Here is a 25147-nt window from a genome sequence, read left to right as displayed (position 1 = left end):
CTTTAGGGCGGCAGGGAACACCCACAGCCCTCATCCTGAGGAGCCATTCCCGAGGGAATGGCGTCTCGAAGGATGCTTCAGAAATCTCTGGAGCCTACTGGACCATCCTTCGAGACGCCGCGTTCCGCGGCTCCTCAGGATGAAGGCTCCAGCCTTTGGCTTTGACGACTTCAATCCTCGAGATCGACGTCGAGGATCGCCATGGTAAAGTTGAACGAGCGGTCGCCATCCTCGTCGTCGACATGGATGATGCCGATGAACTCCTCGCCCAGATAGACCTCGGCCGAGTCATTCTTCTTCATCCGGGCGCGCACGCTGATCGCGTGGTTGTTGAAGGTACGACGCAGATAGGTTTCGAGCTTGGCGAGTTCTGTCTTGTCCACGGTCCTGGGTCCTTTCGAATTGGCCGGGAGCGATGCCACGGCAGGCCACGAAGGGCAAGCGAAAGCAGCCGCTGCGGACATGGCAGGCCTCATCCATCCGGTGGTTGTGGATGCCATGCGGAATCGTGCCATGTTCGCGAACCTCCGGAACCTTGACGGACCTTGAGACCATGAAGCCGTGGCTTGCTCCCGCCCTCGATTATGTCGCGACCTGGCTCGATTTCCAGCGCAGCCATCATGACCAGCCGGGCTGCGCGGTCGCGATCGCGGATGGCAGCGAAGTTGTGCTGGAGGCCGCCTTCGGCAGCGCGAACCTCGCCACCGGCGAGGCACTGACGCCGCGCCACGGCTTCCGCATCGCCTCGCATTCCAAGAGCTTCACCTCGGCCGGCATCCTGCGCCTCGTCGACGAGGGCCGCCTGCGGCTCGACGACGAGGTCGGCGGCTTGATCAACGGGCTGCATCCGGAGATTGCCAGGGTCACCGTTGGCCAGGTCCTCTCCAACAGCGCCGGCCTGACGCGCGACGGCCCCGATGCCGGCCAGTTCCTCGACCGCAAGCCCTTCTGCAGCAAGGCGGAACTGCTCGCCGATCTCGCGAAACCGCCGGTCCTGCCCAGCTCGCAACGCTTCAAATACTCGAACCACGGCTTTGCCTTGCTCGGCCTCGTCATCGAGGCCGTGACCGGACAGGACTACAACAAGTGGATCACCGACGAGGTCGTCGCCAAGGCCGGACTCACCGAAACCGCAGCCGATATCGGCCTCTGGGGCCAGAGGCCGATGGCGAAGGGCCATACCGGCAAACAGCTGCTCGGCCGGCGCGCAATCATCCCCGCCGACAACCACTGCCATGCCATGGCGTCCGCCACCGGCTTCGTCGGGACCGCCGCCGATGTCGCGCGCTATTTCGCACAACTCTCGCCGCAAGCCGAACGCAGCATCCTCTCGGCCAAAAGCCGCCGCGAGATGACGCGCCGGCTCTGGCCGGACGACGAATCCAGCCTCGGCCGCCATTACGGGCTCGGCACGATTTCCGGCGGCGAGGGCGACTGGCGCTGGGTCGGCCATTCCGGCGGTTTCCAGGGCTTCATCACCCGCACCGCCCTCATCCCGAAGCAGGGCCTGACGATCTCCGTCCTGACCAACGCCATCGACGGCCTCGCTCATCCCTGGCTCGACGGCATCGCTCATATCCTGAAGGTCTTCGCCGAGCGCGGCGGCCCGTCCGTCGAGACGCGCGACTGGACAGGGCGCTGGTGGACGCTCTGGGGCGCGACCGATCTCGTGCCCGTTGCCGACCGCGTGCTCTGCGCCGCCCCGGCCCTGCTGACGCCCTTCCTCGATGCCGCCGAGATTGCGATTGAAGCGCCCGATCAGGGCCGCATCGTCCGCGCCTCCGGCTTCCACAGCCCGGGCGAGACCGTTGCTCTGGAACGTGAGGGCGGAAAGGTGCGCTCGGTCAGAATGGCCGGCTCGCGCTTGCTCGGAGCCGACGCGATGCGCGCGGAGATGGAAGAGCGCTACGGCGGTCGAGCGCAAGGCTGAGGCAACTCGGCTTTTTAAGAACGCAAGTCATCCCGGACGCAGCGAAGCGGAGATCCGGGATCCATGCCTGAGCCTTCATAGGAGGTGCTCCGGCATGGATCCCAGGTCTCCCTGCGGTCGCCCGGGATGACGACGCGCGATTGAACCCAGCCGTCATTCTCGAACGACAGCAGGGAGACCCGAGCATGACGAAGCGGATACTCTGCCACGCATTCGCCGCCTTCCGGTCGCAGCCTTCGTTTCGAGGGCCGGCCGATGCGTGTTCTTGCCTCGATGATCGCTGCTGTCCTGATTGCAGGAGCGACGGTCGCGCGCGCCCATCAGGCCCCGCGGGGCTGGGACTATCCGTTCTACTGCTGCCTCGATTCCGACTGTGCGCAGATCGATGCCGAAGCCGTCCGGGAAGTCACCGGCGGCTTCGTCGTCACGATCGCCCCCGGCAAGCATCCGATGTGGTCAACGGAGCGCAAGAAGCCACTGACGCTCGAAATCCCGCAGGACAAGGCCAAGCAGTCGCCGGACGGCCACTGGCATCTCTGCATCGACGACTCAGGCGAACTGCTCTGCTTCTTCGCGCCGGGCAATGATTCCTAGCGCATGAAATGCAGCGTCCGGAACTTGCCACGGAAGGCCGTCACGTCCTTCGCCACAGCCTCCGCCGGGCGCGAGCCGTTCAATCCCTCGGCGATATAGCCGGCCAGTTCCGGCATATCCGTAGCCGTCATGCCGAAGCGGACGATCTCCGGCGTGCCAAGCCTGAGGCCATTGACGTCGCCCTCGACGGTCGGCAGCGGCAAGCCGATGCCGCAGGAGAGGATGTTGACGGCGCGAAGCCGCTTCGCCGCCGCCTGCCCGCCGCCGTAAGCAGCGGCCTCGATCGCGAACTGGTGCGAGGTCGTCATGCCCCGGTCGCGCGCGAAGACCGGCACCTGCCGTTCGGAGAGCGCTTCCGCCAGCGCCTTCGCGGTCTTGGCCATCTCCTGCGCATAAGCACGGCCATGCGCCTTCCAGTCGAGCAGCGAGACGGCGAGCGAGGCTGATTTCGCCGCGTCGAAATTGGCGGTGAGACCGGGATAGGCGATGGCGTCGAGCTTTTTGGCGATCTCGGCATCGTTGGTCACGATCAGGCCCGAAGGCGGCCCGCCGAGGCTCTTGTAGGTGCTCATCGTCATCAGATGGGCGCCCTCCTCCAAGGGCTGCTGCCAGCCATGGCCCGCAATCATGCCGGACATATGCGCCGCATCGAACAGCACGAGCGCGCCGACCTCATCAGCGATGGCCCGGATCTCGCGGATCGGATGCGGGAACAGGTTGAGGCTGCCGCCGATCGAGATCAGCTTCGGCCTGAGGCGCAGCGCATCGGCCCGGAGCTTCCCGACATCGACCGTATAATTCACCGGATCGATCGGTGCCGGATGGGTGACGATGCCGTAGAGCCCGGCTGCGCCCGCACCGTGATGGGTGACATGCCCGCCGATCTCGCCGGGCGGCGCGATGATGCAGTCGCCGGCCTTGGCCGCGACCATGAAGGCGTAGAGATTGGCGATGGCGCCGGAGGGCACGCGGATTTCGGCATATTTCGCGCCGAAGACCTCAGCCGCGAGCTCGGCGGCGATGATCTCGATCTGCTCGATCGCCTCCAGCCCCATCTCGTATTTGTCGCCGGGATAGCCGAGCGAGGGCCGCGCCCCGATCCCCGCCGAGAGCAGCGCCTCGGCCTTCGGGTTCATGACATTGGTGGCAGGATTGAGATTGACGCAGTCGCGCTCATGGATCGTCCGATTCTCGGTGGCGAGAGCATCAATTCGCGCCGCGATGGCCTCGAGCGGCTGGCTCGCCGTTTCGCCGGCGACCTTGAGCACATAGTCCTCGCTCGCTTGCGGAACCCAGTCGCGCCTGCCCAGAGCCGTCATCTCGCCGTTCTCCCGATCCCGCCTGATGTCGCGACGCATAACAGCGGTTTGCCGGCCCGCGCGCAAACGAGTATTCATCGCTCGCAGGCTGAGGAATTCTCAGCCTCAATCTGGAGCCTCGCCTTGCCGGTCAAGCCGCCGCGCCCGCGCCTGCCCTCGCTCAATGCCTTGCGCGCCTTCGAGGCCGCGGCACGATTGGAGAGCTTCGCCAAGGCCGCCGACGAGATCGGCGTCACGGCCGGCGCCGTCACCCAGCAGATCAGGCAGCTTGAAGCAACGCTGGGTTTCGCGGTCTTCCGCCGCCTGCCGCAGGGCGTCGCCTTGACCGAAGCCGCGCGCGAGGCCCTGCCACGCCTGACGCGCGGCTTCGACATGCTGGGACAGGCGGTGCAGGCCTTGCGCGAGGCACAGCCGCATCGGCCGCTCGCCATCGCCGCCCTGCCCTGCATCGCCCAGCTCTGGCTCTCGCCGCGCCTGCCGGCGCTCCAGGCCGCATTCCCGGACTTGCAGATCTCGATTTCGGCGATGGAGGAACCGCCCGATCCGCAGCGCGATCCCTATGATCTCTCGCTGTTCTATCGGGAAACCGCACCGGCCAGCGGCGGGCTTCAATTGGCGGACGACGCGATTCTACCCGTCTGCGCGCCCGCTCTCGCTGCAAAGCTCGCGACGTCAGCCGACCTTGTCGCGCAGACACTGCTGCACGACGCGGTCTGGCGCAGCGACTGGGCGCGCTGGCTCTCCTTCGCCGTACCCGGCACGAAGATCGATCCGAGCCGTGGCCCGGCGTTCTCGCTCTACAGCCTGGCACTGGATGCCTGCCTGTCGGGTTCAGGCATCCTGATGGGGCGGATGAGTCTTGTCGGCCCTCATCTCGCGTCGGGCAGGCTCGTCGCGCCCTTCCCCCAGGCCATGCCGACGCCCGATCGCCTGACGCTCGCGGCCGCAACGGCTGCCGGCGCGCATCCGCACCGGGCCGAGATCATGGACTGGCTCGCCGGCTCGGCCGACTGAGCACATCAGATATAGGCGCCGCAATCGCCGGCGAACGTCTGGTTCATTGAGCGCGAAGGCTCGGCACAGCCCGCTTCCCCGACCACCTTGGCCGGCACGCCCGCCACGGTCTTGTTGCGCGGCACGGGCTGGAGCACGACCGAGCCGGCCGCGATGCGACTGCATTGGCCGACCTCGATATTGCCGAGGATCTTGGCGCCGGCGCCGATCAGCACGCCCTTGCGGATCTTCGGGTGGCGGTCGCCGCCCTGCTTGCCGGTTCCGCCCAGCGTGACGCCGTGTAGCATCGAGACGTCGTCCTCGATGACCGCCGTCTCGCCGACGACGAGCCCGGTCGCGTGGTCGAGGAAGATGCCCTTGCCGATCCGCGCCGCCGGGTTGATGTCGGTCTGGAACACCTCGGAGGAGCGCGCCTGCAGGTAGAGCGCGAAATCGCGCCGGTCGCGCTTCCAGAGCCAATGCGCCAGGCGGTGGCATTGCAGCGCATGGAAGCCCTTGAAGAACAGCACCGGCTCGAGCACGCGGTAGCAGGCGGGATCGCGATCGAGTACGGCCATCACATCGGCGCGCATGCCGGCGCCGATCGTCTCGTCATCGGCCATCGCCTCGGCGAAGCCCTGTTCGACCAGGTCGGCGGTCACGGCGGGATGGCCGAGCCTTGCCGCGACGCGATGAGCGACAGCGGCCTCGAAGCTCGGCTGGTTGAGCACGGAGGCGACGATCAGGGTACCGAGCGCCGGCTCGGCCGCGACAGCGGCTTCGGCCTCGGTCCGCAGGCGCGACCAGGCGGGGTCGACGCGGTCGAGCCCGGTTGCGAAGTCGCGTACTTCCACGACGGAGTGCCCCGACGGCATGGTCATTCTCCGGAAAGACGGGTTCAGCGGAAGGACAACCCGGCCTGAAGCAGGCGTCCGCATCAAAAGCTCAAGCCGAACCGAAGTTGAATCTAAAAGCGAGGCAACGGAATCAGAATTTCAGGGAAGATCGACAACACATTGGCGTCGCCCACTTTTCTGGATTGCCTGTATTCGCCTGCATGCTCTCACAAACGCGCGAGAAAGTCGAGGACGGCTTGCTTGTGGCTCTTGTCGCCGACGGCGAGGTTATGGTCGCGCCCGATGATGTCGAAGGACTCGGCGCCGGGGATGAGCTTCGCCAGCTCGGGCCCGGAGCCGGATACGTCGTCCTTGGTACCGACACTGATCAGCGTGGGCATCGAAATCTGCCCGACCTGCTCGGCAGTCAACGTCTGGCGCGAGCCGCGAATGCAAGCGGCGAGCGCCCTGAGATCGCTCTTGGTCTGCTCGGCGAAGGCGCGGAACATGCGCTGCATCGGATCGGTCAGGACATCGAGCGACGGCGCCTCCATCGCATCGGCGATGCCGAGCGGCAAACCAACTCCCTCGACGAGATGGATGCCGAGCCCGCCGAGCAGCAAGGCCTCACACCGGCGCGGATGCGCCAGCGCCAGATGCGCCGAGATGCGCGCGCCCATCGAATAGCCCATCACCGCCGCGCGCGGGATGTCGAGATGGTCCATCAGCCGGCGCACATCCTCGGCCATGACCTGCGAGGAATAGGCGGCGGGGTCGTAGAGCTTCTCGCTCTGGCCGTGGCCGCGATCATCCAGCGCGACGACCCGATAGCCGGCATGGGTCAGCGTCTTCGTCCACTGGGTGTTGACCCAGTTGATCATGTGCGAGGAAGCGAAGCCGTGGACCAGCATCACGGTGCGGTGCTTCGGCTCGTCAGCGGTCGGCGCCATGTCGATGAAGGCGATCTTCACGCCATCGGAAGAAAAGCTCTGCATGCGGATCTCGGGTCGCAACGTCGGAATGGTTCCCTTCCCTGCCATGGCCGGGCGGATTTGGGTACCCGCCATGGCGCGGCTTGCTTATGAGCGCCCGCCATGATGAACGATGGCCGCATGACCCAGCCCGCGCCCCGCGAATCGTCACGCCTCGCCATCGTCGACATCGCCCGCGGCGTCGCGCTGCTGGCCATGTTCGTCTACCACTTCGCCTATGACCTCTCGATGTTCCGGCTGATCGAGACCGACATCGTCGCCGAGCCGGGCTGGCGCCTGTTCGCGCGCGGCATCGCCGGCAGCTTCCTGACCATCGTCGGCTTCAGCCTCGTCCTCGCGACGCGCAAGGGCCTGGACCTCAAGGCCTACCTCAAGCGCCTAGCCATGGTCGCGGGTGCGGCAGCATTGGTCACGCTCGGCACTTGGCGGTTCATACCGGGCGATTTCATCTTCTTCGGCATCCTGCACCATGTCGCGGTCGCGAGCGTGCTCGCCCTGCCCTTCCTGCGCCTGCCGGTCATCGCCGGCGCGTTTGCGGCAGCTCTCGCCTTCGCGCTGCCCTCCTTCGTCGCCCATCCGCTGTTCGATCACCCCTGGGCGGCCTGGCTCGGCTTCTCGCAGGCGCCGATCCACACGGCCGATTTCGTGCCGGTCTTCCCCTGGTTCGGCTGCGTGCTGAGCGGCATCGTGCTGGCGCGCCTCGTCCTGCCGCATCTGGCCGGTACCGCGCTCGCCGGCTGGCGGCCGGGCAACAAGGCGACCCGAATCGTCGCCTGGGGCGGGCGCCATAGCCTGCTGGTCTATCTCGTCCACCAGCCGCTTTTCATCGGCGCGCTGATGCTGTCGATGCAGGTCGTCGCTCCGACCTCGCCGGAGGAACGCGCCTTCCGGAACGAATGCCAGCGCAGCTGCTCCGGTCCCAACGTGCCGCAGGAGATCTGCCGGATGGTCTGCGCCTGCACGGTCGATGGCCTCAAGCGCGAGCAACTCTGGCAGAAGGCGCTCGACAACCTCCTCTCGCCGCAGGAAAGCGCCCGGATGACTGAGCTGGCGCGCGGCTGCCTGCGCGACGGGCGCTGATGCGAAAGAGCGCTCTGGCGCTGGGGCGGTTCACGCGATAGGTTGCGGCCGAATTTCAGACTTGCGAAGAGCGACGACCATGGCCGCCACCGGCATCCCGCATTTCCACAATGACCTCGGCGTTCCCGTCATCAAGGTCGGCGCGCATGAGTTCATGTGCATCGGCGCCAAGCCGCCCTTCGACCACCCGCATGTCTTCCTCGACATGGGCGCGGACCATGAGATCATCTGCCCCTATTGCTCGACCCTGTTCAAATATGAGCCGTCGCTGAAGGGCGCCGCCTGCATCCCGCCGGAATGCGCCTATACGGACTCGGCCAAGGCGGCCTGAGGCTCGTCCACTGCATCCGGCGCGCGGGTTCTGAGGGGCATCCGCGCCTCGTCTTCCAGCACCATCATCGAAGGCGTCCGATCCCGTGTCCGCTCCTCATTTCGTCATCGCCGGCGCCGGCATCGGCGGCCTGACTATGGCCCTGTCGCTGGCGCGGCGCGGCATTGCCGCGACCGTCGTCGAGAAGCGCACCGGCTTCGGCGAGACCGGGGCCGGTCTGCAAGTCACCTCCAATTCCGGCCGCGTGCTCGATGCGCTCGACCTCGCCCTGCCGCTGAAGCGCATCAGCGTGACTTCGCACGGGCTGATGATCCGGCGCTGGGCCGACGGCTCGCAGGTACTGGAGATGCCCTCCAGCCCCGAGCACATGCCGACACCGTTTCGCATGATGAAGCGCAACGATCTCCATACCGTCCTGCTAGACGCCGCCCGTGCCATGCCGAATATCCGCCTGATGGTCGGCCGCAGCGTGGATGAGGTCAGCCGGAATGCCGACGGCGTCACGATCGGGCTCACCGCGCGCGACGGTGTCGGCGGGACGCTTTCCGCTCTCGGATTGATCGGCGCCGACGGCCTGTGGTCGCGCGTCCGCGATCTCACCGGCGATGCTTCGCCGCCGGTCTTCACCGGCTACGAGGCCTGGCGCGCCGTGGTGTCGGCCCGCGCTGGCGACAAGCCGCGCGTGACGCTGCATATGGGCTCCGGCCGCCATGCGGTGCATTACCCTGTCGCCGGCGGCCGGGAGATCAACATCGTCGTCGTCCGCCAGGCGAAGGAGGCCCGCGAGGGCTGGTCGCGCGATGGCGACCGCGGCGTCGTCACCGAGCATCTCGCCGGCGCCTCGCCGGCCTTGCGCGAGCTCACGGACGCGGCCGAAGGCTGGCAGGTCTGGTCGCTGTTCGACCGCAAGCCCGCCGCCATGGCCAATGGCCGGATCGCGCTGCTGGGCGATGCCGCCCACCCGATCCTGCCCTTCCTCGCCCAGGGCGCCTCGCTCGCGATCGAGGATGCCGCGGTGCTCGCCCGCCTGCTCGCCGAGACGCTTAGTCGCGAAGGCGCTGCCGGGGTGCCCATGGCCTTCACCGCCTATGCCGCCGCCCGCGCCCAGCGCGTCGCCCGCGTGCAGGAGGAGAGCCGGGGCAATGGCCGCAACTATCATATGGGCTGGCCGCTCAGCATCGCCCGCGATTTCGCGCTGAAGCGGCTGGGGCCGGACGGCCTGCGCAGCCGCTATGGCTGGCTCTACGATTGGCAGGATGCGGCCTGATCTCGTCAAAGCCGCAATCGATCCCTATCTCTGTGCCGAGGGAAGGGACCGAAACCAGATGATCCGCGTCAATCTCTACGAGCAGCTCAACGGCCGCACCCGCGCCATGCCGCGCTGGCAGGCGTGGCTCGCCATGGCGGCGAGCCTCACCGTCGGCGTCGCGCTTTTCGTGCTGGCCGCCAGCCTCGCGCTCATCCTGATCCCGGTCGTGCTGATCGTCGGCGCGATCGCGGTCTGGCGCCTCAAGGCCAAGCTGAAGGCGGCGGGCATCGACCCGACCAATCCTTTCGCCAACCAGCCGCGCCAGCCGGACCGCGTCGAGGTCATCGACGCTGAGTATCGCATCATCGAGCCGGACGAGCCGCGCCGCTGAGACTCAGAACCCGCCTTTCAGGACGACGCCGGCGATCGCACAGATCGCCAGCACCGGCACCATGCCCAGCTTGAAGCGCAGAAGCGCGATGGCCGCGCCAGCCGCCAGCACGGCGGCGCGCCAGTCCAGCGAGGTGAGGACCGGCACCTCCGGGCTCATGCCGAGGAAGGACAGGCTGGAGACCTCCCGGAAGAGGACATGCAGCCCGAACCAGAGCGCCAGGTTGGCGATGACGCCGACCACGGCGGCGGTGATTGCGCCAAGCGCGGCAGACAGTCCCTTGTTCTCCCGGAGCGCCTCGACATAGGGCGCCCCCAGAAAGATCCAGAGGAAGCACGGCGCGAAGGTCACCCAGACCGTCAGCAGCGCCCCGAGCCCGCCGGCCACCAGCGGCGGCAGGCTGCCCGGCGCCCGGAACGCGGCGAGGAAGCCGACGAATTCGAGCACGAGGATGAGCGGCCCCGGCGTCGTCTCAGCCAGCCCCAATCCATCCAGCATCTCGCCGGCGGTGAGCCAGCCGAAACCATCGACCGCCGCCTGCGCGACATAAGCCAGGACCGCATAGGCCCCGCCGAAGGTCACCATCGCCATTGTGCTGAAGAAGCTGCCGATCTGCGTCCAGATGCTGGCCGGGCCGGTGACGAGCCAGAGCACGGCCACCGGCGCGAGCCAGAGCGGCAGCCAGAGCGCGAGCACGCGCATGGCCTTGCCCGCGGAAGGCCGGACATGCGGGAGCCCCCCCTCCGAAAGCAGTCGGTCGACCAGGCCGACGACCGGCGGCCCGGCTGCGCCATGCCGCCCCGCCGCGCCGAACCAGTCCGGCCGGACGCGACTACCGCGCCAGCCGACGAGCCCCGCGGCCAGGATGATCGCCGGAAACGGCGCCTTGAACAGGAAGATCGCAACGAACGCAGCCGCCGCCACAGCGACCATCACCCCATTCTTGAGCGCCCTGCGGCTGATCCTCAGGCCCGCCTCGATGACGATGGCGAGCACGGCCGCCTTCACGCCGAAGAAGATGCCGTCGACCAGCGGGACATGGCGCCAGGTAACGTAGAGGATGCTGAGGCCCAGCATCACCAGCGCCCCGGGCAGGATGAAGAGCAGGCCGGCGATCAGGCCCCCGACCGTCCGATGCATCAGCCAGCCGATATAGACGGCGAGCTGCTGCGCCTCCGGGCCCGGCAGGAGCATGCAGTAGTTCAGCGCGTGCAGGAAACGCTCCTCGCCGACCCAGCGCCGTTCCTCGACCAGCTCCTTGTGCATCAGCGCGATCTGGCCTGCCGGCCCGCCGAAGGACAGGAAGCCGATCCGCGCCCAGACCCGCGTCGCCTCGCCGAGCGTCGGCATGCGCCCTGCCGCTATCGTTTCCACGACATTCATCGCCGCGCCTCCCCCGCCGGCTTCGGGACGGGCCAGTTATGGGTTTCCTCGCCCGCATCGCGGCACCAGCGATAGAAGGCGTCGTAGAGCAGCATGCCGGCTTCGAGCTGGTCGAGATCGTGCTTGTACATGCGCGACAGCCCGAGCGACGCCGCGAGCAGGCCCGCAGCCTGCGGCTCGGCCTCCAGCGTCGCGGTATCCGCCGCCCGCACGATGCGCGCCAGCCGGTCGAGCGTCGGCGAAGCCAGCCGGAACTCCTCGATCATCGCGTCGAAGGTGCAGAGCGGCCCGCGATGGCTCCAGAATACGCCCTCGATATCGAAGGGCGTGGCCCCGAAGCGATCCGCCACGGCCTCCACCTCGGATGCCGCGACGAAAAGGAAGACGGCCTGCCTATCGATGAAGCGTCGGATGAGCCAGGGGCAGGCGATGCGGTCGATCTTCGGCCGTGCCCGCGTCACCCAGACGCTGCCGCTGGCCGTGCCCCCCGGAGGCAGGCGCTCCGGCGAGAACACCATCCCGCCAGCCTGACGCCAGGCCTGGTGCCCGCCTTCCAGAGTTTCCGCAGGAATGCCGCGATGCCGCAGCCAGGCGGCAACGCCTTCACTGAGCTTGAGGCCGCGATGGCAAACCACCACCACGCGTCGCTGGGCGGCGAATTCAGTACCCCAGTCGGCGACAGTACGATAATCGCGCCGAACGGAGCCCGGCAGGAGCAATGGATCGGCGGCGACATCCTCGTCGATGCGGACATCAACGATCGCCGGAGCATCGGGCAGGCCGACCAGCCGTGACAGCTGGGCGACCGAGATCTGTTCGTTGGAAGACATGGCTTGCGTCCATCCTGAAGCGAGGAAGTTGGACGCGAACATTGGGCCGAAGCCTCACGGGGTCGTCGCGGTGAAACCCCTTGGCAACGACTACACCATGTCAGCGCGGCCGGCGTCAACGCCGGCCGCAACTTCACTCGATCCGGCTGACCAGAATCTTGTCGATGCGGCGGCCGTCGAGATCGACGACCTCGAAGCGCCAATGCCCCTTGTCGAAGCTCTCGCCAACATTCGGCAGATGGTTCATCTCGGCCAGGATGAAGCCGGCAACCGTCTGGAAATCGGCGTCGCGCGGAATCGGGATGCCGAGTTCATGCGAGAACTCGTCGACCTGCATCCAGCCCGCGACGAGATAGGAACCGTCGGCGCGGGTAACGATCGCCGGCTCGTCCTCTTCCTCTTCCTGGAAGGCACCGATGATCGCCTCGAGCACGTCGCCGGGCGTGATGATGCCCTCGAAATGGCCGTACTCGTCGAAGACCAGCGCCATATGCACGCGGCTGGCGCGGATCTCGCGCAGGACATGCAGCGAGTCGGCCGTATCCATCACGATCGGAGTCTCCTGCACGAGCGCGCGCAGGTCCTGCACCTCGCCGGTCTGAAGGAACTCGATCAGGTCCTTGACGAGGATCACGCCGACGATCGAATCCGCCTCGCCGTCCTGCACCGGCAGCCGCGAGCGGCGCGTCGCACGCAATTGCTCGCGGATTTCTTCGGCACTGTCCTCGAGATCGATCACCTCGACCTCGCGGCGCGGCGTCATCAACGCCCGCGCCGAGCGGTCGGCAAGGCGCATCACGCCCGCGATCATCTCGCGCTCGTCACGCTCCAGCACGCCGGCGGTCTCCGCCTCGGCGATGATGGTGCGGACCTCCTCCTCGGTGACTCTCTCCTCGGATTCACCCTTCTGGCCGAGCAGGCGCAGAACCGCTTTGCCGGAGACATCGAGCAGGAACACGACAGGCGCGCCGACCTTCGAGAGCAGCGACATCGCCGGCGCGACCCGCGCCGCCACCCGCTCGGGGTCGCGCAGCGCGATCTGCTTCGGCACGAGTTCGCCAAGAATCAGCGAGAGATAGGTGATCGCGACAACGACGGCGCCGACGCCGAGCGTATCCGATACCGATGGCGAGAAACCATGCGTGCCCAGCCATTCCGACAGGCGCGCGCCGAGCGTGGCGCCGGAGAAGGCGCCCGAGAGCACGCCGACGAGCGTGATTCCGATCTGGACGGTGGAGAGAAAGCGACCGGGATCTTCCGCGAGGCGCATCGCGGTTGCGGCGCCCTTGCTGCCCTGATCGCTGAGAACCTTGAGGCGCGCCGGGCGTGACGAAACCACGGCGAGTTCCGACATGGCGAGGAGTCCATTAACGATCGTCAGCGCCACGACGATCAGGATTTCGGTTAACAAAACCAGCCTGCTTGCTGCAAAGCCGCGACATCTGGCGGCCCGCTTCCTCGCCCCTTATAGCGGAACATGGCCCCAACGCGATGGGCCGGGCGAAAGATTTGTGAGCGGATAATGAGCAAGCCCCAATTCTGGCAGCCGACCGCCGATCCCCAGGCAGCAGCCGATCCCCGCCTGCGCGCGCCCTCGGCCCAGCGTAACCGCGATGCGATCCTCGCCGTGCTGGCGAGTGTGCTCCCGCCAGCCGGGCTCGTTCTGGAGATCGCCTCCGGCTCCGGCGAGCATGCCGTTCATTTCGCCGCGGCCCTGCCCGGCCTGACCTTCCAGCCGAGCGATCCCTCCCCCGACGCGGTCGCGAGCATCGCGGCCTGGACCAGGGAATCCGGCCTCGGCAACATTCTTCCGCCGCTCGTCGTCGACGCAACCGCGCCGGACTGGCCGATCGAAGCAGCCGACGCGATCCTTTGCATCAACATGATCCATATCGCGCCCTGGGCCGCGGCGGAGGGCCTGTTCCGCCATGCCGGCCGCCTGCTGAAGCCGGGCCAGCCGCTCTATCTCTACGGTCCCTATCGTCGGCCGGGCAGACCGCTGGAGCCGGGCAACGCGGCTTTCGACGAAAGCCTGCGCGGGCGCGACCCGGCCTGGGGCCTGCGCGAGCTGGACGCGGTAGCAGCGCTCGGCGCGGCCAACGGTTTCAACGCGCCGGAGATCGTCGAGATGCCCGCGAACAATCTGAGCGTGATCTTCAGGAAAGCGTGACACCCGCTGCATCCAGCTAACGGTTGTCAAACGAACCAACCGTCATTGCGAGCGTAGCGAAGCAATCCAGGGGGACGTAGAGCGCTGCCGCCCCTGGATTGCTTCGCTACGCTCGCAATGACGGCGGCGATGGTGCGGACGGCGGGACTCGAACCCGCAAGCCTTTGAAGGCGCAAGATTTTAAGTCTCGTGCGTCTACCAGTTTCGCCACGTCCGCAGGCGGCAAAGCGATAGCGGGCGGGCGCAGCCGACGCAAGCCTCGGCCGATCAAAACCGGCCGGTCACAGCACCCCGTTTCCGCTTCAAGCGCGCCGTCATTCCGGGCGTAGCGAAGCGGAGACCCGGAATCCATCACGGAGCCCATCGCCCTACGGTGGATTCCGGATCAGCGCCGCTCACGCGGCTTGTCCGGAATGACGCGTTGCTTCCGGAAGGAACCGGACGACGCGAAACGCTCAAGGCCGGCGGGCGGGCTTGTACCACTCCACCCCGTCGGGATCGACATAGAGGCCCGGCTTGACGTCCGAGCCGATGCTCTTCTCTTCCATCGGCACGCGCACCGTATCGTCGCGATCGCCGCGCTTGACATAGGGGGCCGAGCCCTGCCCGGCCTGGCCATGCGCGCCACGTCCGGCGCTGCTGGCTTGTCCGATGATGCCGCGCCGCCCGGCGACCTTGTCCTGCAATTCCGTCACCGGGCGCCCGGCGAAGGCGACCTTGGCCGTGCCCTCGACCACCGGCACCGCCCGGCGCGCCGCGCCCTCGCCGGTCACCCGCACACCGATGAAGCGCGGCACATAGCTCGCCCCGCCCTTGCCGAAGGATTCCCAGCCGCCGGCCGAGATCATCTGCGCACCGCAGCGCTTGTGGCTGCGCTCGCAGGCCGCGCGCGAGCCATAGCGCGGTGCCGCCTGTTCGAACTCGGCGCGCGCGTTGCGATAGGCGAACTCGCATTGCTCGGCCGTCAGCCGGCCGGCCTCGATGCATTCGTCGCGGCGCACATAGAGCGCGGTCTGGGCCTGAGCCGCGAGATCGGACGGCCCCGTCAGCGACAGGGCGGGAGCAAGGGTGGCGACGCGCAGCAGCGCCAGGGCGGAACCTGGAATCATCATGCGGCGTAATAGAATTACAATTGTGGCCACAAGGCAGCGAGCCAGACTCACAGCAGCGACCGCCGCGAGGCCGCAAGCTCCCGCGTCGAGCCATAGTCGATCTTGCCGTTGCCGAGCACGGGGATGGCCTGCGTCACCAGGATCGCGCGCGGCACCCACAGTTCCGGGAAGCCCTGCTGCTTCGCCGCCTCCTGCAAGGCGGCACGATCGGCATCCGGCGTCTCGGTGACGAGCACGAGCTGCTCGCCCTTGCGCGCATCCGGCAGCGCGACGACGACATGGTTCTGGTCCGGCCAGACCTTGGCGACCATGGTCTCGACAGCCGCGAGCGAGACCATCTCGCCGCCGAGTTTGGCGAAGCGCTTGGCCCGGCCGCGGATCGCGACGAAGCCGTCCTCGATCACGACGATGTCGCCGGTATCATGCCAGCCGCCCTCCGGCGGGATGATCCGGCCAGGGTTCTCGGGATCGAGATAGCCGGCCATGACGTTCGGCCCGCGTACGGTGAGCCGCCCGCCTTCGTGTATCCCCTCGACCGGCTCCAGCTTCGCCTCGATGCCGGGCAGGAGCTTGCCGACCGTGCCCTCACGGATCGCGGCCGGCGTGTTGACGGCGAGCACCGGCGAGCACTCGGTGCAGCCATAGCCTTCGAGGATGGTGGTGCCATAGGGCTCCCACATCCGCTTGGTCTCGGCCTTCACGCGCTCGGCGCCGGCCACGACATAGCGCACGCTGCCGAGGTCGTCCTTTTCCGCCGCGCGGGCGTAACCTTGCAGGAAGGTGTCGGTGGCGAGCAGGAAGGTCGCCTTCATGTCGCCGATCAGCTTCGGCACCTGCTTGTAGTGCAGCGGGCTCGGATAGAGCACGACCTTCATGCCGTGCAGCAGCGGCACCATCAGCCCGGCCGTCAGCCCGAAGGAGTGGAAGGCCGGCAGCGGATTCATGAACACGTCCCGCTCGGAGATCGCCCCGGCCGCGTGGGCGAAGACCTGCCTGGCATTCGAGACGATATTGGCATGACTCAGCGCCACGCCCTTCGGCTTGCCCTCCGTGCCGGAGGTGAACAGGATCACCGCCGTATCGTCCGGTTGCGCTTCGAACGAGCGGTGGACGAGCCCCGGCACGAGGCTCTGCAAGGCGCCGAGCGCCTTGTCGAAGCTGGTGATCTGCTTGCGGACATCTTCGAGATAGACGACACGCCGCCCCTCGCCCAAGGCCGCGATCTCGTCGTCGAGCTTGCCCTGGTCGACGAAGCGCCGCGAGGTGACGATGGTTTTGAGCTGCGCCAGCTCCGCCGCCGCACGCAGGTTGCGGACGCCGGCCGTGAAGTTCAGCAGCGCCGGCACCCGGCCATACGCGAAGAGCGAGAACAGCGTCACCGCCATGCCCTGCATGTTGGGCAGGAGCACGCCGACCTGCTCCTCAGGCGCCGTCAGCGCGGCGAGCTTGCGCCCCAGGACCAGCGCGCCGAGCACGAGCCGGCCATAGGTGATCGGCTGGCGCTCGGGGTCTTCCAGCGCGATGCGGCCCTTGCCGTGGCGGGCAATGGTCTGAAGCAGGGCGCGGAAGAGCGTGATCCGCGCGCCCGCGGCGTCGAAGCTGGTGGCGGCCATGTCCGGCGCGTCTCCCGTCGGCGTTTCCTCTGCCGGTCAAGCTAGTGAGATCGGCGTGGGTTTCAACGCCGATCCCGACCGGCCATCAGCCGAACGCGCCGATCTCGTGTTGGATCGCCCCGGAAATCTCGCGGATCAGCGCGAATAGCCCCAGCATCGGCGCGAAGACGTCGCGGTGCAGCGCCTCATAGGTGCCGCCCTCGCGCGGCCCCGGCGGCTCGCCGAAATCGAGGCCGATAGTGGGATCGGGATCGCGCGGGAATATCTCCGCCAGCAGCGCGAGTGAAGCCGGCACGTCGAGGCGCAGCAAGCGCTCGATCAGCGCATCGCGTGTCAGGCCCGCATGCGGCCGGAAATCCGGGATATGGGCGAAGGACAGCCAGATGCGATGCATCGCGGCGAGCCGGAGCGCATGCAGCGCCACAAGCCGCGCCGACATCTGCGGCACATCGTCGGCCGCGACCTTGAGCTTCAGCGCATCGGCCGAGAGCCGCCAGAACAGGCGTCGCAGCGCCGGCGCCAGCTCCAGCCGCGACAGCGCTTCCGCGACGACCAGCAACTCCTCACGCCGCCCTTCCTTCACCGTGCGGCGCGCCCGATCGAACCAGCTGCCGGGGTCGAGCGTGTCGAGATAGGCGCGCAGCACGTCGAGATCGCTATGCGCCATCGCATAGGCCGCGAGTCGATAGGCCCGGTCGAAGCGCTGCGAGCGCTCGCGCATGGTGCGAAAAAGGTCCGGCGCGCGCGAGGCAGCATGGCCGACGCCATGCATGCTGTTCGCCATCCAGCCGAGCTGCTGGAGGATGGCGTTATTGGGGATGGCGCGCAGTTCGCGGGGATGGCGGATGCGCGTCGGCCCCGCCCCTTCCGACTGGCGCGCGGCGGGACGCGAGCCGGTCTTATCGAGCAGCGAAGGGCCGAAGGTGCCGATGAGCGCGGCATAGCCGGGATCGTCGACGAGTTCATTCATCTCCTCGCGCACCGTCTGGAAGAACTCGCTGGCGAAATCCGGCTCATCATAGATCGGGTCCTCGACCACTTCCGGTGATGCGAAAACCGCCTCGGCGATCCGCCCAACCGTGGCACCGGCAAGCTGCGGCGTGCCGAATAGCAGATAGCCATCACTGCCCTGGAAGCTGGTCTCGCGCACCGTCCGGATGCCGGCGCGCGCAAAGGCCTGCCGCGCATAGGCCGGGTCGAGATAGGCCAGCCGGTCCGACAGGCTATCGGGATGGGCGCCGCGCCCGACCGACTCGCCATGGGTGTCGAAGATCACGAGTTCGACATCCGCAAGCTCGTAGCGTGCCAGCAGTTCAGCAATGCGGATGCGCAGGCGCTCGACCCAGAAGGTCGAGGCGACCTGCCCGATATAGCGCCCGGAATCCGAATAGCCGAACTGGATGCATAGCCGGCCATGGCGCTTGAGATAGTCACGGAAATGCGGGCTGCGCAGCGCCTCGTCGATGATGCGCGGCCCCTGCTCCAGCGCGTCAGAGGTCTCGAACAGCGGCGAGATCTCGACCCGATCGGCAATGCCGAAGCGGCTCGCAAGCCAGAGCGCGCAGAGCAGCGTATAGCCGGTCTCGGTTTCCGCGATCAGGAAGCGCACAGGCTTCGATCCGTCGACATGCTTCACGATCTGCGCGATCGTCATCATCATCCGCGCGGCCGATGCCCGCTCGGCCGCCAGCGCCCCGAAATCGACCGTGATCGCCTTGACCTTGTCGAGCGCCGTATTGGCGGCAGCGAGGAAGGCGCGCCGCTGCGCCGGCTGGCCCGGCTCCTCGTCCAGCGTGACCGTCGCGCGCAGGGCGTTGTGGAGCTGCGAGGCGTTGAGCCGGAAATGCGGCAACGCGATCGAGACGCCATGCGCGAGGCAACCGGCCCGGATCAGGGCGAGCGCGAGCCGCGTCTCTTCATCGCCGGCATCCGCCAAGGCTTGGTCGAGCGCCTCGACCAGACGGGAGGCTTCGGGCAGTGCCGTCTGGCGCTCCTGAACCAGCGACAGCGCGAAAGCCTGAAGAGCCTGCAGCGAGGGCTGCGTACCGATGGGCGGCGCCAGAGCAAGCTGTCTCTCCACCGCGGCCAGCGCCTCGCTCACCAGCTGGCGTACCGCTTCCGTGGTCGGGACCTGCGGCAGCTTTTCGAGGATGCGCGCGAACTGCCCGCTCTTCGATTCCAGCCGGTAGCGCAGCGTGTCCCACCAGCCGATATCGGTGCGCCCATCCGTGTCGCAGCCGACCCAGGAGGCGAGCGTGACCGGCTTCGGCGCAAGCTGCGTCCACTGCGCCGGCCAGCGCTCGCGCGCGACCGCGAAGAGGGCGGCGTTCAAACGGTCGATGGCATCGCGGGCATGGCGCACGGCATAGCGCGCCTGCTCGAACTCGTCCTGCAAGGTGATCCGCCCGTCCGGGCGAAAGCTGAGAGCGCCATCGGCGACCACCGCCTCCCCCGCCTTACCGCCGGAGGCAAGGTCAGCGAGCGCATGGCAAAGCTGCCGCGCCATGCCGAAGGTCGGATGGGCTGTGAACACGGCTGCGAAGCGCACCCGCTCCACCGCCTGCCGGAACATATCGAAGGACCCGGCTTCCCTGGCCGCCTCCTGAGCTAGACCAGCGAAAACAGCGGCTTCGTCGTTCTGGAGCCCGACATAGCGCGCGACTCTGCCGGCGCGCTGATGCAGGGCTTCCCGCCCGAGCCGGCGCACCAGCTCCGAGGCAGCGTCCATGCCCAGCTCGCCGCGATCCATCAACCGCGTCAGCCAGAGCGTGACGCTCAGCACCGGGTTGCCGAAGGGGTCGTCGCGGGAATCGCTGCGCGCCGCCTCGACGCGGGCGAGCAGCTCCTTCGCGAGGCCGGCGACATTGGGGAGCGAATGACCTTCCGCAGCGATCGTCCCGGCCATGGCCCCTCTCCCTTTTCAGATCGGCCGAACGAACACGCGGTCACGATCGATATTGCGCTGCATTGCAGCATCGGATTCTCGCAGCTGCAAGCGGGAAGCTTAAGCGGCTGTCGGATAAATTTTATCCGGGTCATATTGCGTCATTCAAATCATCCGGATAATAAGTACGCCAACAGAGAGTAAACATGCTCGACATCGCATTCAGGCCCAGCACCGCCTTTCACGACACAGCCCGCATCGCCAGCGGCCCGCTTGCGACCGTCGCGCTCGCTGTGAAGGCTGCGCTCGCGACGGACCCCGAGGCCGCGATCCTCGTCTTCGACGATGGAACGGGAAAGGTCATCGATCTCGACCTGCGCGGCAGCGACACCGACATCGCCGCGCGCTACGCGCCTCCGGCAGGCGCGACCGAAGAAACCACCGACGAAGCCCCGCGCGGACGCGGCCGGCCCAAGCTCGGCGTCGTTGCCCGCGAAGTGACCTTGCTGCCGCGTCACTGGGACTGGCTCGCCTTGCAGCCCGGCGGCGCCTCGCAGGCTCTGCGGCGTCTCGTCGACGAAGCCCGCAAGGCGGATGGCGGCCGCAGCCGAGCCCGCGCGGCACAGGAACGCGCCTACGCCTTCATCGCGACGATGGCGGGCGATCGCGAGGGCTTCGAGGAAGCCTCGCGCGCCCTCTTCGCCGGAGACGATGCGCGCTTCGCCGCGCACAGCCGGACTTGGCCGCAGGATATCCGCGCTCATGCCGCGAAGCTGCTGGCCGGTGACGCTCCGGCGGACGGCTGAGCGCGGCCGGCGGAGGGCCTGCAGCCCGCCCTGGGAGCATTCCGGCAGCGCGGTCGCGGCGGGTTGCTGGCCGGGCGCGGCAAGGGCATAGCAGCGCCACGCCTCCCGCCGCCCGCATCGCCCCGCCGAAAGCCGCCCGTCCATGACCTCCCGCGCACAATGGCTCGGCATTCTCTGCGGCCTGCTGACCGCGATCATCTGGGGCGTTCAGTCGGTCGTCTCGCGCCACGCGATGCTGATCGACCTGACCCCGGCCGACGTCACGATCCTGCGTTTCACCTCGGCTGCGGCCGTGCTGCTGCCGTGGGCGCTCCGGCACATGCGCCCCTTCCCGGTCGGTTCACTCGGCTGGCCGCGCGCCTGGGTGATGGCGCTGCTGATCGGCCCGCTCTACAGCCTGATCCTGGTCGGCGGCGCCGCCTTTGCGCCTGCGCTGCATTCGTCGATCATCTCGCCCGGCCTGATCCCGGTCTTCACCGCGCTGCTGATCTTCCTCGTTACCGGCGAGCGCGCCGGGCGGATACGGCTGATCGGCCTCGGCATCATCGTGCTCGGCATCGGCATCTTCTCGCGCGATGCGCTCGCGATGACGCCGTCTCGGCCCGACGCCTGGATCGGCGACCTGCTCTTCGTGCTGATCGCCTTCCTCTGGGCGATCTTCGGCCTGCTCGCCCGGCGCTGGGGCGTGAGCTCGCTGGAGGTCACCGCCGCCTCGTGCCTGCTTTCGGTGCCGCTGCTCGCGATCGTTGCGCTGGCCTTGCCGATCCACATGTCACGGGCGCCCTTCGTGGAACTTCTGCTGCAGGCGCTCTACCAGGGCGTCCTGGTCGGCGTCGTCGCGCTCTATCTCTATGCGCGCTCGGTCGCGACGCTGGGCGCAGCCCGGGCGACGCTGTTCCTGCCGCTGGTGCCGGTGGCGACGGCCGCCGCCAGCGCCTTGCTGCTGGCGGAGTTGCCCTCTCCGACCGAGATCGTCGGCATGGGGATCGTCGTCAGCGGGATGCTGATCGCCTTCCGCTCGCCATCGGTGGGCTGAAGCGCGGCCTGCTCAGCCCTTGTGCCCCTTGGCGATCGGCTCGACATAGGAGAGACCCAGGTCCCAGGGAAAATAGATCCAGGTGTCCTGGCTGACCTCGGTGATGAAGGTATCGACCGTCGGCACGCCGGCCGGCTTGGCATAGACCGTGGCGAAATGCGCGTTCGGCAGCATCTCGCGGACGACGCGCGCGGTCTTGCCGGTATCGGTGAGATCGTCGACCACCAGCACGCCCTTGCCCTTGCCGTCGCCGATCGCCTTGATATTCGGGGCGATGTCCTTGAGCACCTGGAGCTCGGTCTGGTTCTTGTAGTCGTGATAGCTCGCGACGCAGACGGTCTCGATCATCCGCAAGCCAAGCTCGCGGCAGATGATCGCCGCCGGCACCAGGCCGCCGCGGGTGATGCAGACCATCGCCTCGAACGGCCCCTTCTCGGCGAGGCGCCAGGCGAGCGCGCGAGCATCGCGATGGAACTGATCCCAGGAAACCGGGAAAGCCTTGTTCGAGGACGGTTCGGCCATGGACAGCGCTCCGGACTTAGCCCGACGCGAAACGCGCCGGTTTCCGACCGAAAAGCCTATCGGCGCGCGCCTGACAAGAGGCACGCGCCGAACATCCCCAATTCAGCGCCGCTAAACTGCGTCAGAACTCCGCCCAGCCATCCGCCGTGCCGCCGCCGGCCACCCGCCGGCCGCGCATCACCGGCGCCGCCCGTGGTGCTGCGGGAGCCGAATGGACAAGTTGCGGTGAAGGCCGGTGCCGGTCGCCGCCAAGCTGGAAGGCGGAGACCATCGTGCTCAGCGCCTCGGTTTCCTGCTGGAGATCGCGCGCGACCTTGGCGCTCTGCTCGGCGAGCAGCGAATTCTGCTGCGTGATCTCGTCCATATGGGCGACGGTGCGGGCCATCTCGTCGATGCCGTTGGCCTGCTCGGTCGTCGCCTGCGAGATCTCGCTGACGGTCGATGCGACCTTGGAAGCGGCGCCGACGATCTCGCCCAGCGTCGTCCCGGCATCCTTGACCAGGCCGACGCCAGCTTGAATCTGTTGCGTAGAATTCGCGATCAACATCTTGACGCCATTGGCGGATTCACTGCATCGCGCAGCCAATGCCCGCACCTCGGTCGCGACCACTGCGAAGCCGCGCCCGGCATCGCCGGCCCGCGCCGCCTCGACCGCGGCGTTCAGCGCCAGCAGGTTGGTCTGGAAGGCAATCTCGTCGATCATCGAGATGATCTCGGAGATGCCGGACGAAGCCTGCTCAATCCGCCCCATCGCCGCGACCGCCTCGGTCACGATGGCGCCGCCGCGCGCAGCGACTTCGCTCGCCTCGTTGCCGAGCTGGACGGCCATCTTCGAATTGCCGGCGCTATGCTTGACTGATGCGGCGAGTTCCTCGGTCGTCGCCGCGGTCTGCTGCAGGCTCGCCGCATTGGCCTCGGTCCGCTCGGCGAGTTGCTGGCTGTCGGAGGTGATCTTGAGCGAGGCGCTGTCGATTCGCGCCGAGATGTCGCGCACCGAGCCGACGACCTCCGCCAGCGTGTCGAGAAGGTCGTTGACGCCGGTGCAGAGCGCGGCCACCTCCCCGTTCTTGCCGTCCAGCGACACGCGCCCGGTCAGGTCCTTGCTCTTGGCCTGGTCGATCACCGCGCTCGTCTCCTGCACGGCCGCTTCGAGCTGTTTGCCCTTGAAGGTGGCGGTGATGTCGGAGGCGAATTTGACGACCTTGTAGGGGCGCTCCTGCGCGTCGAGGATCGGATTGTAGCTCGCCTGGATCCAGATCTCCTTGCCGCCCTTGCCGATGCGCCGGTACTGGCCGGCATCGTACTCCCCATGGCCGAGACGCTCCCAGAAGGCGCGATAGCCTTGCGTCTCGCGCTCGGCCGGATCGACGAACATGCGGTGGTGCTGGCCGACGATCTCGGCCAGCGAATAGCCGAGGACGCTCAGGAAATTCTGGTTGGCCGTCAGGATCTTGCCGGTGAGGTCGAACTCGATCACGGCCTGCGCCTTGTCGATCGCGGCGCGCTGCCCTTCGAGATCGGCGAGGCGGTTCTTCTGCTCGGTGACGTCGAAGGCATATTTGATCACGCCTACCGGCTTGCCGCCCGCCCCCAGAATCGGGGTGTAGCTGGCCTGGATCCAGATCTCCTTGCCGCCCTTGCCGAGCCGCAGATACTGCCCCCGCGAGAATTCGCCCCGGCCGAGATCGGCCCAGAATTGCTTGTAGGCCGGGCTCGCCTTCTCCTCGGTCGTCACGAACAGGCTGTGATGCTGCCCCTTCACCTCCGCCAGCGCATAGCCCATCGCCGACAGGAAATTCTCGTTTGCGTCCAGTATCTTGCCGTCAAGGTCGAATTCGACGCGTGCCTGCGAGCGATTGATCGCATCCAGCTGCCCCGCAACGTGCCGATTCGAGAAAAGGCCGGAAAAGAGCGACATCTGATATCCCCCCTCGGCGCGGCCTACGGATCATGCATCCTTGAGGCCAGCGTCGTCATGAAAGGCCTTGTCGGATACCCGCGGCGCCCGGAGCGCGGCGGGAAAGGCCGAATGCTTTCCGGCCACGCCCGAATGTCTCTCAAAACTTGTTTATGATTAGTTTATGCCTACAATATACTCAATTGATAGCAGAAAATTACAACGAAAACGATATGTCATATTTATAAGACATACCAAAAAGGCACATGAAGATTAGATCGAGACCTTTAAAAACACAAACGCTCCGTAAAATTGTACAAAAACCGCAAAAGTTGTAGAATAAACTTTCTTCAGAGCCGTTTCTGCTTTTCCGCAGCAACCATGGCTTTCACAGCAGCCATTGCAGCGAGTAGTTTCCCCGCGTCGCGTGACCTGACGACGATATTGGTATCGGGACCGGTTTCCGACCAGAACGGATACGAGCCGATCGAAACCGCCGGGTGGGCATTGGCGATCTCTGCCAGCGGACCACCGATATCGCCCTCCCGCAGCCCGGTTTGCACCGTATCGGACAGCATTTTCGCTCCCGTCCGCAGCGTCGGGCCGATGACGTCGAGCATCGCCTGCATGATCGCGGGCACACCCGCCATCACGTAAACGTTACCGATATTGAAGCCCGGTGCCTTGGAGATCGCGTTGGCGACCAGCTCGGCTCCCGCCGGGATTCGCGCCATGCGCATCCGGGCTTCGTTGAGCTCGTCCGGCGAGAAGCGCTCGGATAGCATCGCGACGGCGCGCGGATCGTGGTCGATCGTCACGCCGAAGGCGGCCGCGACCGCATCAGCCGTGATGTCGTCATGCGTCGGGCCGATCCCGCCGGTCGTGAAGACATAGGTATAGCGGGCGCGCAGCGCATTGAGCGCGGCGACGATCTCTTCGGAGACATCAGGCACGACCCGCACCTCGCGCAGATCGACACCGATATTGGTGAGATACTCGGCGATGTAGCCGATATTCTTGTCCTTGGTCCGCCCGGACAGGATCTCGTCGCCAATCACCAGGATCGCGGCCGTGACGATGGTGACGGAGGAACAGACTTCGGTGACGGACATGACTGCGCTCCTGGCTCTCCGCCAAGAGCTAGGCTTTCCCTGCGAAGCGCTCAAGCGCCGCGACGGG

Annotated in this window: 23 protein-coding genes and 1 tRNA gene; 10 read left to right on the top strand and 14 right to left on the bottom strand. The window is 67.1% G+C overall.

Annotated features, from left to right (window positions below):
* Positions 1-170: 170 nt before the first annotated feature.
* Positions 171-383: a DUF3126 family protein gene (locus AC6RIC_RS11780; RefSeq protein WP_499736308.1), complete on the bottom strand. Its 213-nt coding sequence runs from the start codon at positions 381-383 to the stop codon at positions 171-173.
* Between the two features lie 170 nt (positions 384-553).
* Between AC6RIC_RS11780 and AC6RIC_RS11775 the strand changes: the two genes are divergently transcribed.
* Both AC6RIC_RS11775 and AC6RIC_RS11770 read left to right on the top strand, forming a co-directional pair.
* Positions 554-1930 carry a serine hydrolase domain-containing protein gene (locus AC6RIC_RS11775; RefSeq protein WP_499736307.1) on the top strand — a complete coding sequence of 459 codons (1377 nt, stop codon included), beginning with the start codon at positions 554-556 and terminating at the stop codon, positions 1928-1930.
* A gap of 255 nt (positions 1931-2185) precedes the next feature.
* Entirely contained in the window at positions 2186-2524 is a 339-nt protein-coding gene (locus tag AC6RIC_RS11770; RefSeq protein WP_499736306.1) for a hypothetical protein, read from the top strand.
* Here AC6RIC_RS11770 and glyA read toward each other — a convergent pair.
* Positions 2521-3843, bottom strand: coding sequence for a serine hydroxymethyltransferase (gene glyA / locus AC6RIC_RS11765; RefSeq protein WP_499736305.1), 1323 nt, complete (start codon positions 3841-3843; stop codon positions 2521-2523). The genes AC6RIC_RS11770 and glyA overlap by 4 nt on opposite strands.
* A gap of 123 nt (positions 3844-3966) precedes the next feature.
* Between glyA and AC6RIC_RS11760 the strand changes: the two genes are divergently transcribed.
* Positions 3967-4857 carry a LysR substrate-binding domain-containing protein gene (locus tag AC6RIC_RS11760; RefSeq protein WP_499736304.1) on the top strand — a complete coding sequence of 297 codons (891 nt, stop codon included), beginning with the start codon at positions 3967-3969 and terminating at the stop codon, positions 4855-4857.
* A gap of 5 nt (positions 4858-4862) precedes the next feature.
* On the opposite strand, the gene cysE is transcribed toward AC6RIC_RS11760, so the two are convergent.
* Positions 4863-5711 (bottom strand): serine O-acetyltransferase, encoded by an 849-nt coding sequence (gene cysE, locus AC6RIC_RS11755; RefSeq protein WP_454656455.1) that lies wholly within the window; start codon positions 5709-5711, stop codon positions 4863-4865.
* 188 nt (positions 5712-5899) lie between these two features.
* A complete protein-coding gene (locus tag AC6RIC_RS11750; protein WP_499736303.1) occupies positions 5900-6667 on the bottom strand; it encodes an alpha/beta fold hydrolase in 768 nt (255 codons plus the stop codon).
* 117 nt (positions 6668-6784) lie between these two features.
* On the opposite strand from AC6RIC_RS11750, the gene AC6RIC_RS11745 reads away from it, so the two are divergent.
* The 4 genes from AC6RIC_RS11745 to AC6RIC_RS11730 all read left to right on the top strand — a co-directional run bounded on the left by AC6RIC_RS11745 (position 6785) and on the right by AC6RIC_RS11730 (position 9715).
* A complete protein-coding gene (locus tag AC6RIC_RS11745) occupies positions 6785-7744 on the top strand; it encodes a heparan-alpha-glucosaminide N-acetyltransferase (protein WP_488849738.1) in 960 nt (319 codons plus the stop codon).
* Positions 7745-7823: 79 nt separating this feature from the next.
* Positions 7824-8075 carry a zinc-finger domain-containing protein gene (locus AC6RIC_RS11740; protein WP_293808006.1) on the top strand — a complete coding sequence of 84 codons (252 nt, stop codon included), beginning with the start codon at positions 7824-7826 and terminating at the stop codon, positions 8073-8075.
* Between the two features lie 85 nt (positions 8076-8160).
* Positions 8161-9342, top strand: a complete 1182-nt coding sequence (locus AC6RIC_RS11735) for an FAD-dependent monooxygenase (protein ID WP_499736302.1) — start codon at positions 8161-8163, stop codon at positions 9340-9342.
* Positions 9332-9715 carry a hypothetical protein gene (locus tag AC6RIC_RS11730; RefSeq protein WP_499736301.1) on the top strand — a complete coding sequence of 128 codons (384 nt, stop codon included), beginning with the start codon at positions 9332-9334 and terminating at the stop codon, positions 9713-9715. Before AC6RIC_RS11735 ends, AC6RIC_RS11730 begins: the two co-directional genes overlap by 11 nt.
* A 3-nt stretch (positions 9716-9718) precedes the next feature.
* Here the strand turns inward: AC6RIC_RS11730 and chrA are convergent, their stop codons facing one another.
* From chrA to AC6RIC_RS11715, 3 genes are all read right to left on the bottom strand, one after another.
* The gene (gene chrA, locus AC6RIC_RS11725; RefSeq protein WP_499736300.1) at positions 9719-11098 is read right to left on the bottom strand and encodes a chromate efflux transporter; all 1380 of its coding nucleotides are present in this window, start codon (positions 11096-11098) and stop codon (positions 9719-9721) included.
* Positions 11095-11928, bottom strand: a complete 834-nt coding sequence (locus tag AC6RIC_RS11720; protein WP_499736299.1) for a chromate resistance protein ChrB domain-containing protein — start codon at positions 11926-11928, stop codon at positions 11095-11097. The genes chrA and AC6RIC_RS11720 overlap by 4 nt, the downstream gene beginning before the upstream one ends.
* 133 nt (positions 11929-12061) lie before the next feature.
* Entirely contained in the window at positions 12062-13324 is a 1263-nt protein-coding gene (locus AC6RIC_RS11715) for a hemolysin family protein (RefSeq protein WP_454658976.1), read from the bottom strand.
* A gap of 126 nt (positions 13325-13450) precedes the next feature.
* Here AC6RIC_RS11715 and AC6RIC_RS11710 point away from each other — a divergent pair, with 126 nt between their 5' ends.
* A complete protein-coding gene (locus AC6RIC_RS11710; RefSeq protein ID WP_499736298.1) occupies positions 13451-14098 on the top strand; it encodes a DUF938 domain-containing protein in 648 nt (215 codons plus the stop codon).
* 130 nt (positions 14099-14228) lie between these two features.
* Here the strand turns inward: AC6RIC_RS11710 and AC6RIC_RS11705 are convergent.
* The 4 genes from AC6RIC_RS11705 to AC6RIC_RS11690 all read right to left on the bottom strand — a co-directional run bounded on the left by AC6RIC_RS11705 (position 14229) and on the right by AC6RIC_RS11690 (position 19728).
* A tRNA-Leu gene (locus AC6RIC_RS11705) sits at positions 14229-14315 on the bottom strand.
* A gap of 238 nt (positions 14316-14553) precedes the next feature.
* Positions 14554-15210, bottom strand: a complete 657-nt coding sequence (locus tag AC6RIC_RS11700) for a DUF1190 domain-containing protein (protein ID WP_499736297.1) — start codon at positions 15208-15210, stop codon at positions 14554-14556.
* A gap of 47 nt (positions 15211-15257) precedes the next feature.
* Positions 15258-16823 carry an AMP-binding protein gene (locus AC6RIC_RS11695; protein ID WP_499736296.1) on the bottom strand — a complete coding sequence of 522 codons (1566 nt, stop codon included), beginning with the start codon at positions 16821-16823 and terminating at the stop codon, positions 15258-15260.
* 85 nt (positions 16824-16908) lie between these two features.
* Entirely contained in the window at positions 16909-19728 is a 2820-nt protein-coding gene (locus AC6RIC_RS11690; RefSeq protein ID WP_499736295.1) for a phosphoenolpyruvate carboxylase, read from the bottom strand.
* A 185-nt stretch (positions 19729-19913) separates the two neighbouring features.
* Between AC6RIC_RS11690 and AC6RIC_RS11685 the strand changes: the two genes are divergently transcribed.
* Together AC6RIC_RS11685 and AC6RIC_RS11680 are read left to right on the top strand one after the other, a co-directional pair.
* Positions 19914-20513 (top strand): DUF2239 family protein, encoded by a 600-nt coding sequence (locus AC6RIC_RS11685; RefSeq protein WP_499736294.1) that lies wholly within the window; start codon positions 19914-19916, stop codon positions 20511-20513.
* Positions 20514-20655: 142 nt separating this feature from the next.
* Entirely contained in the window at positions 20656-21549 is an 894-nt protein-coding gene (locus AC6RIC_RS11680; RefSeq protein ID WP_499736293.1) for a DMT family transporter, read from the top strand.
* Between the two features lie 12 nt (positions 21550-21561).
* Here AC6RIC_RS11680 and gpt read toward each other — a convergent pair whose 3' ends face one another.
* The 3 genes from gpt to AC6RIC_RS11665 form a co-directional block, all read right to left on the bottom strand.
* Positions 21562-22071, bottom strand: coding sequence for a xanthine phosphoribosyltransferase (gene gpt, locus AC6RIC_RS11675; RefSeq protein WP_499736292.1), 510 nt, complete (start codon positions 22069-22071; stop codon positions 21562-21564).
* Between the two features lie 121 nt (positions 22072-22192).
* Positions 22193-23989 (bottom strand): methyl-accepting chemotaxis protein, encoded by a 1797-nt coding sequence (locus AC6RIC_RS11670; protein WP_499736291.1) that lies wholly within the window; start codon positions 23987-23989, stop codon positions 22193-22195.
* 329 nt (positions 23990-24318) lie between these two features.
* Entirely contained in the window at positions 24319-25080 is a 762-nt protein-coding gene (locus AC6RIC_RS11665) for a competence/damage-inducible protein A (protein ID WP_454656440.1), read from the bottom strand.
* Between the last annotated feature and the right edge of the window lie 67 nt (positions 25081-25147).

It is taken from the genome of Allobosea sp. TBD101, assembly GCF_059817965.1.
Note: the sequence above shows the minus strand (reverse complement) of the source record. Positions and strands in the feature narration are given on the sequence as shown.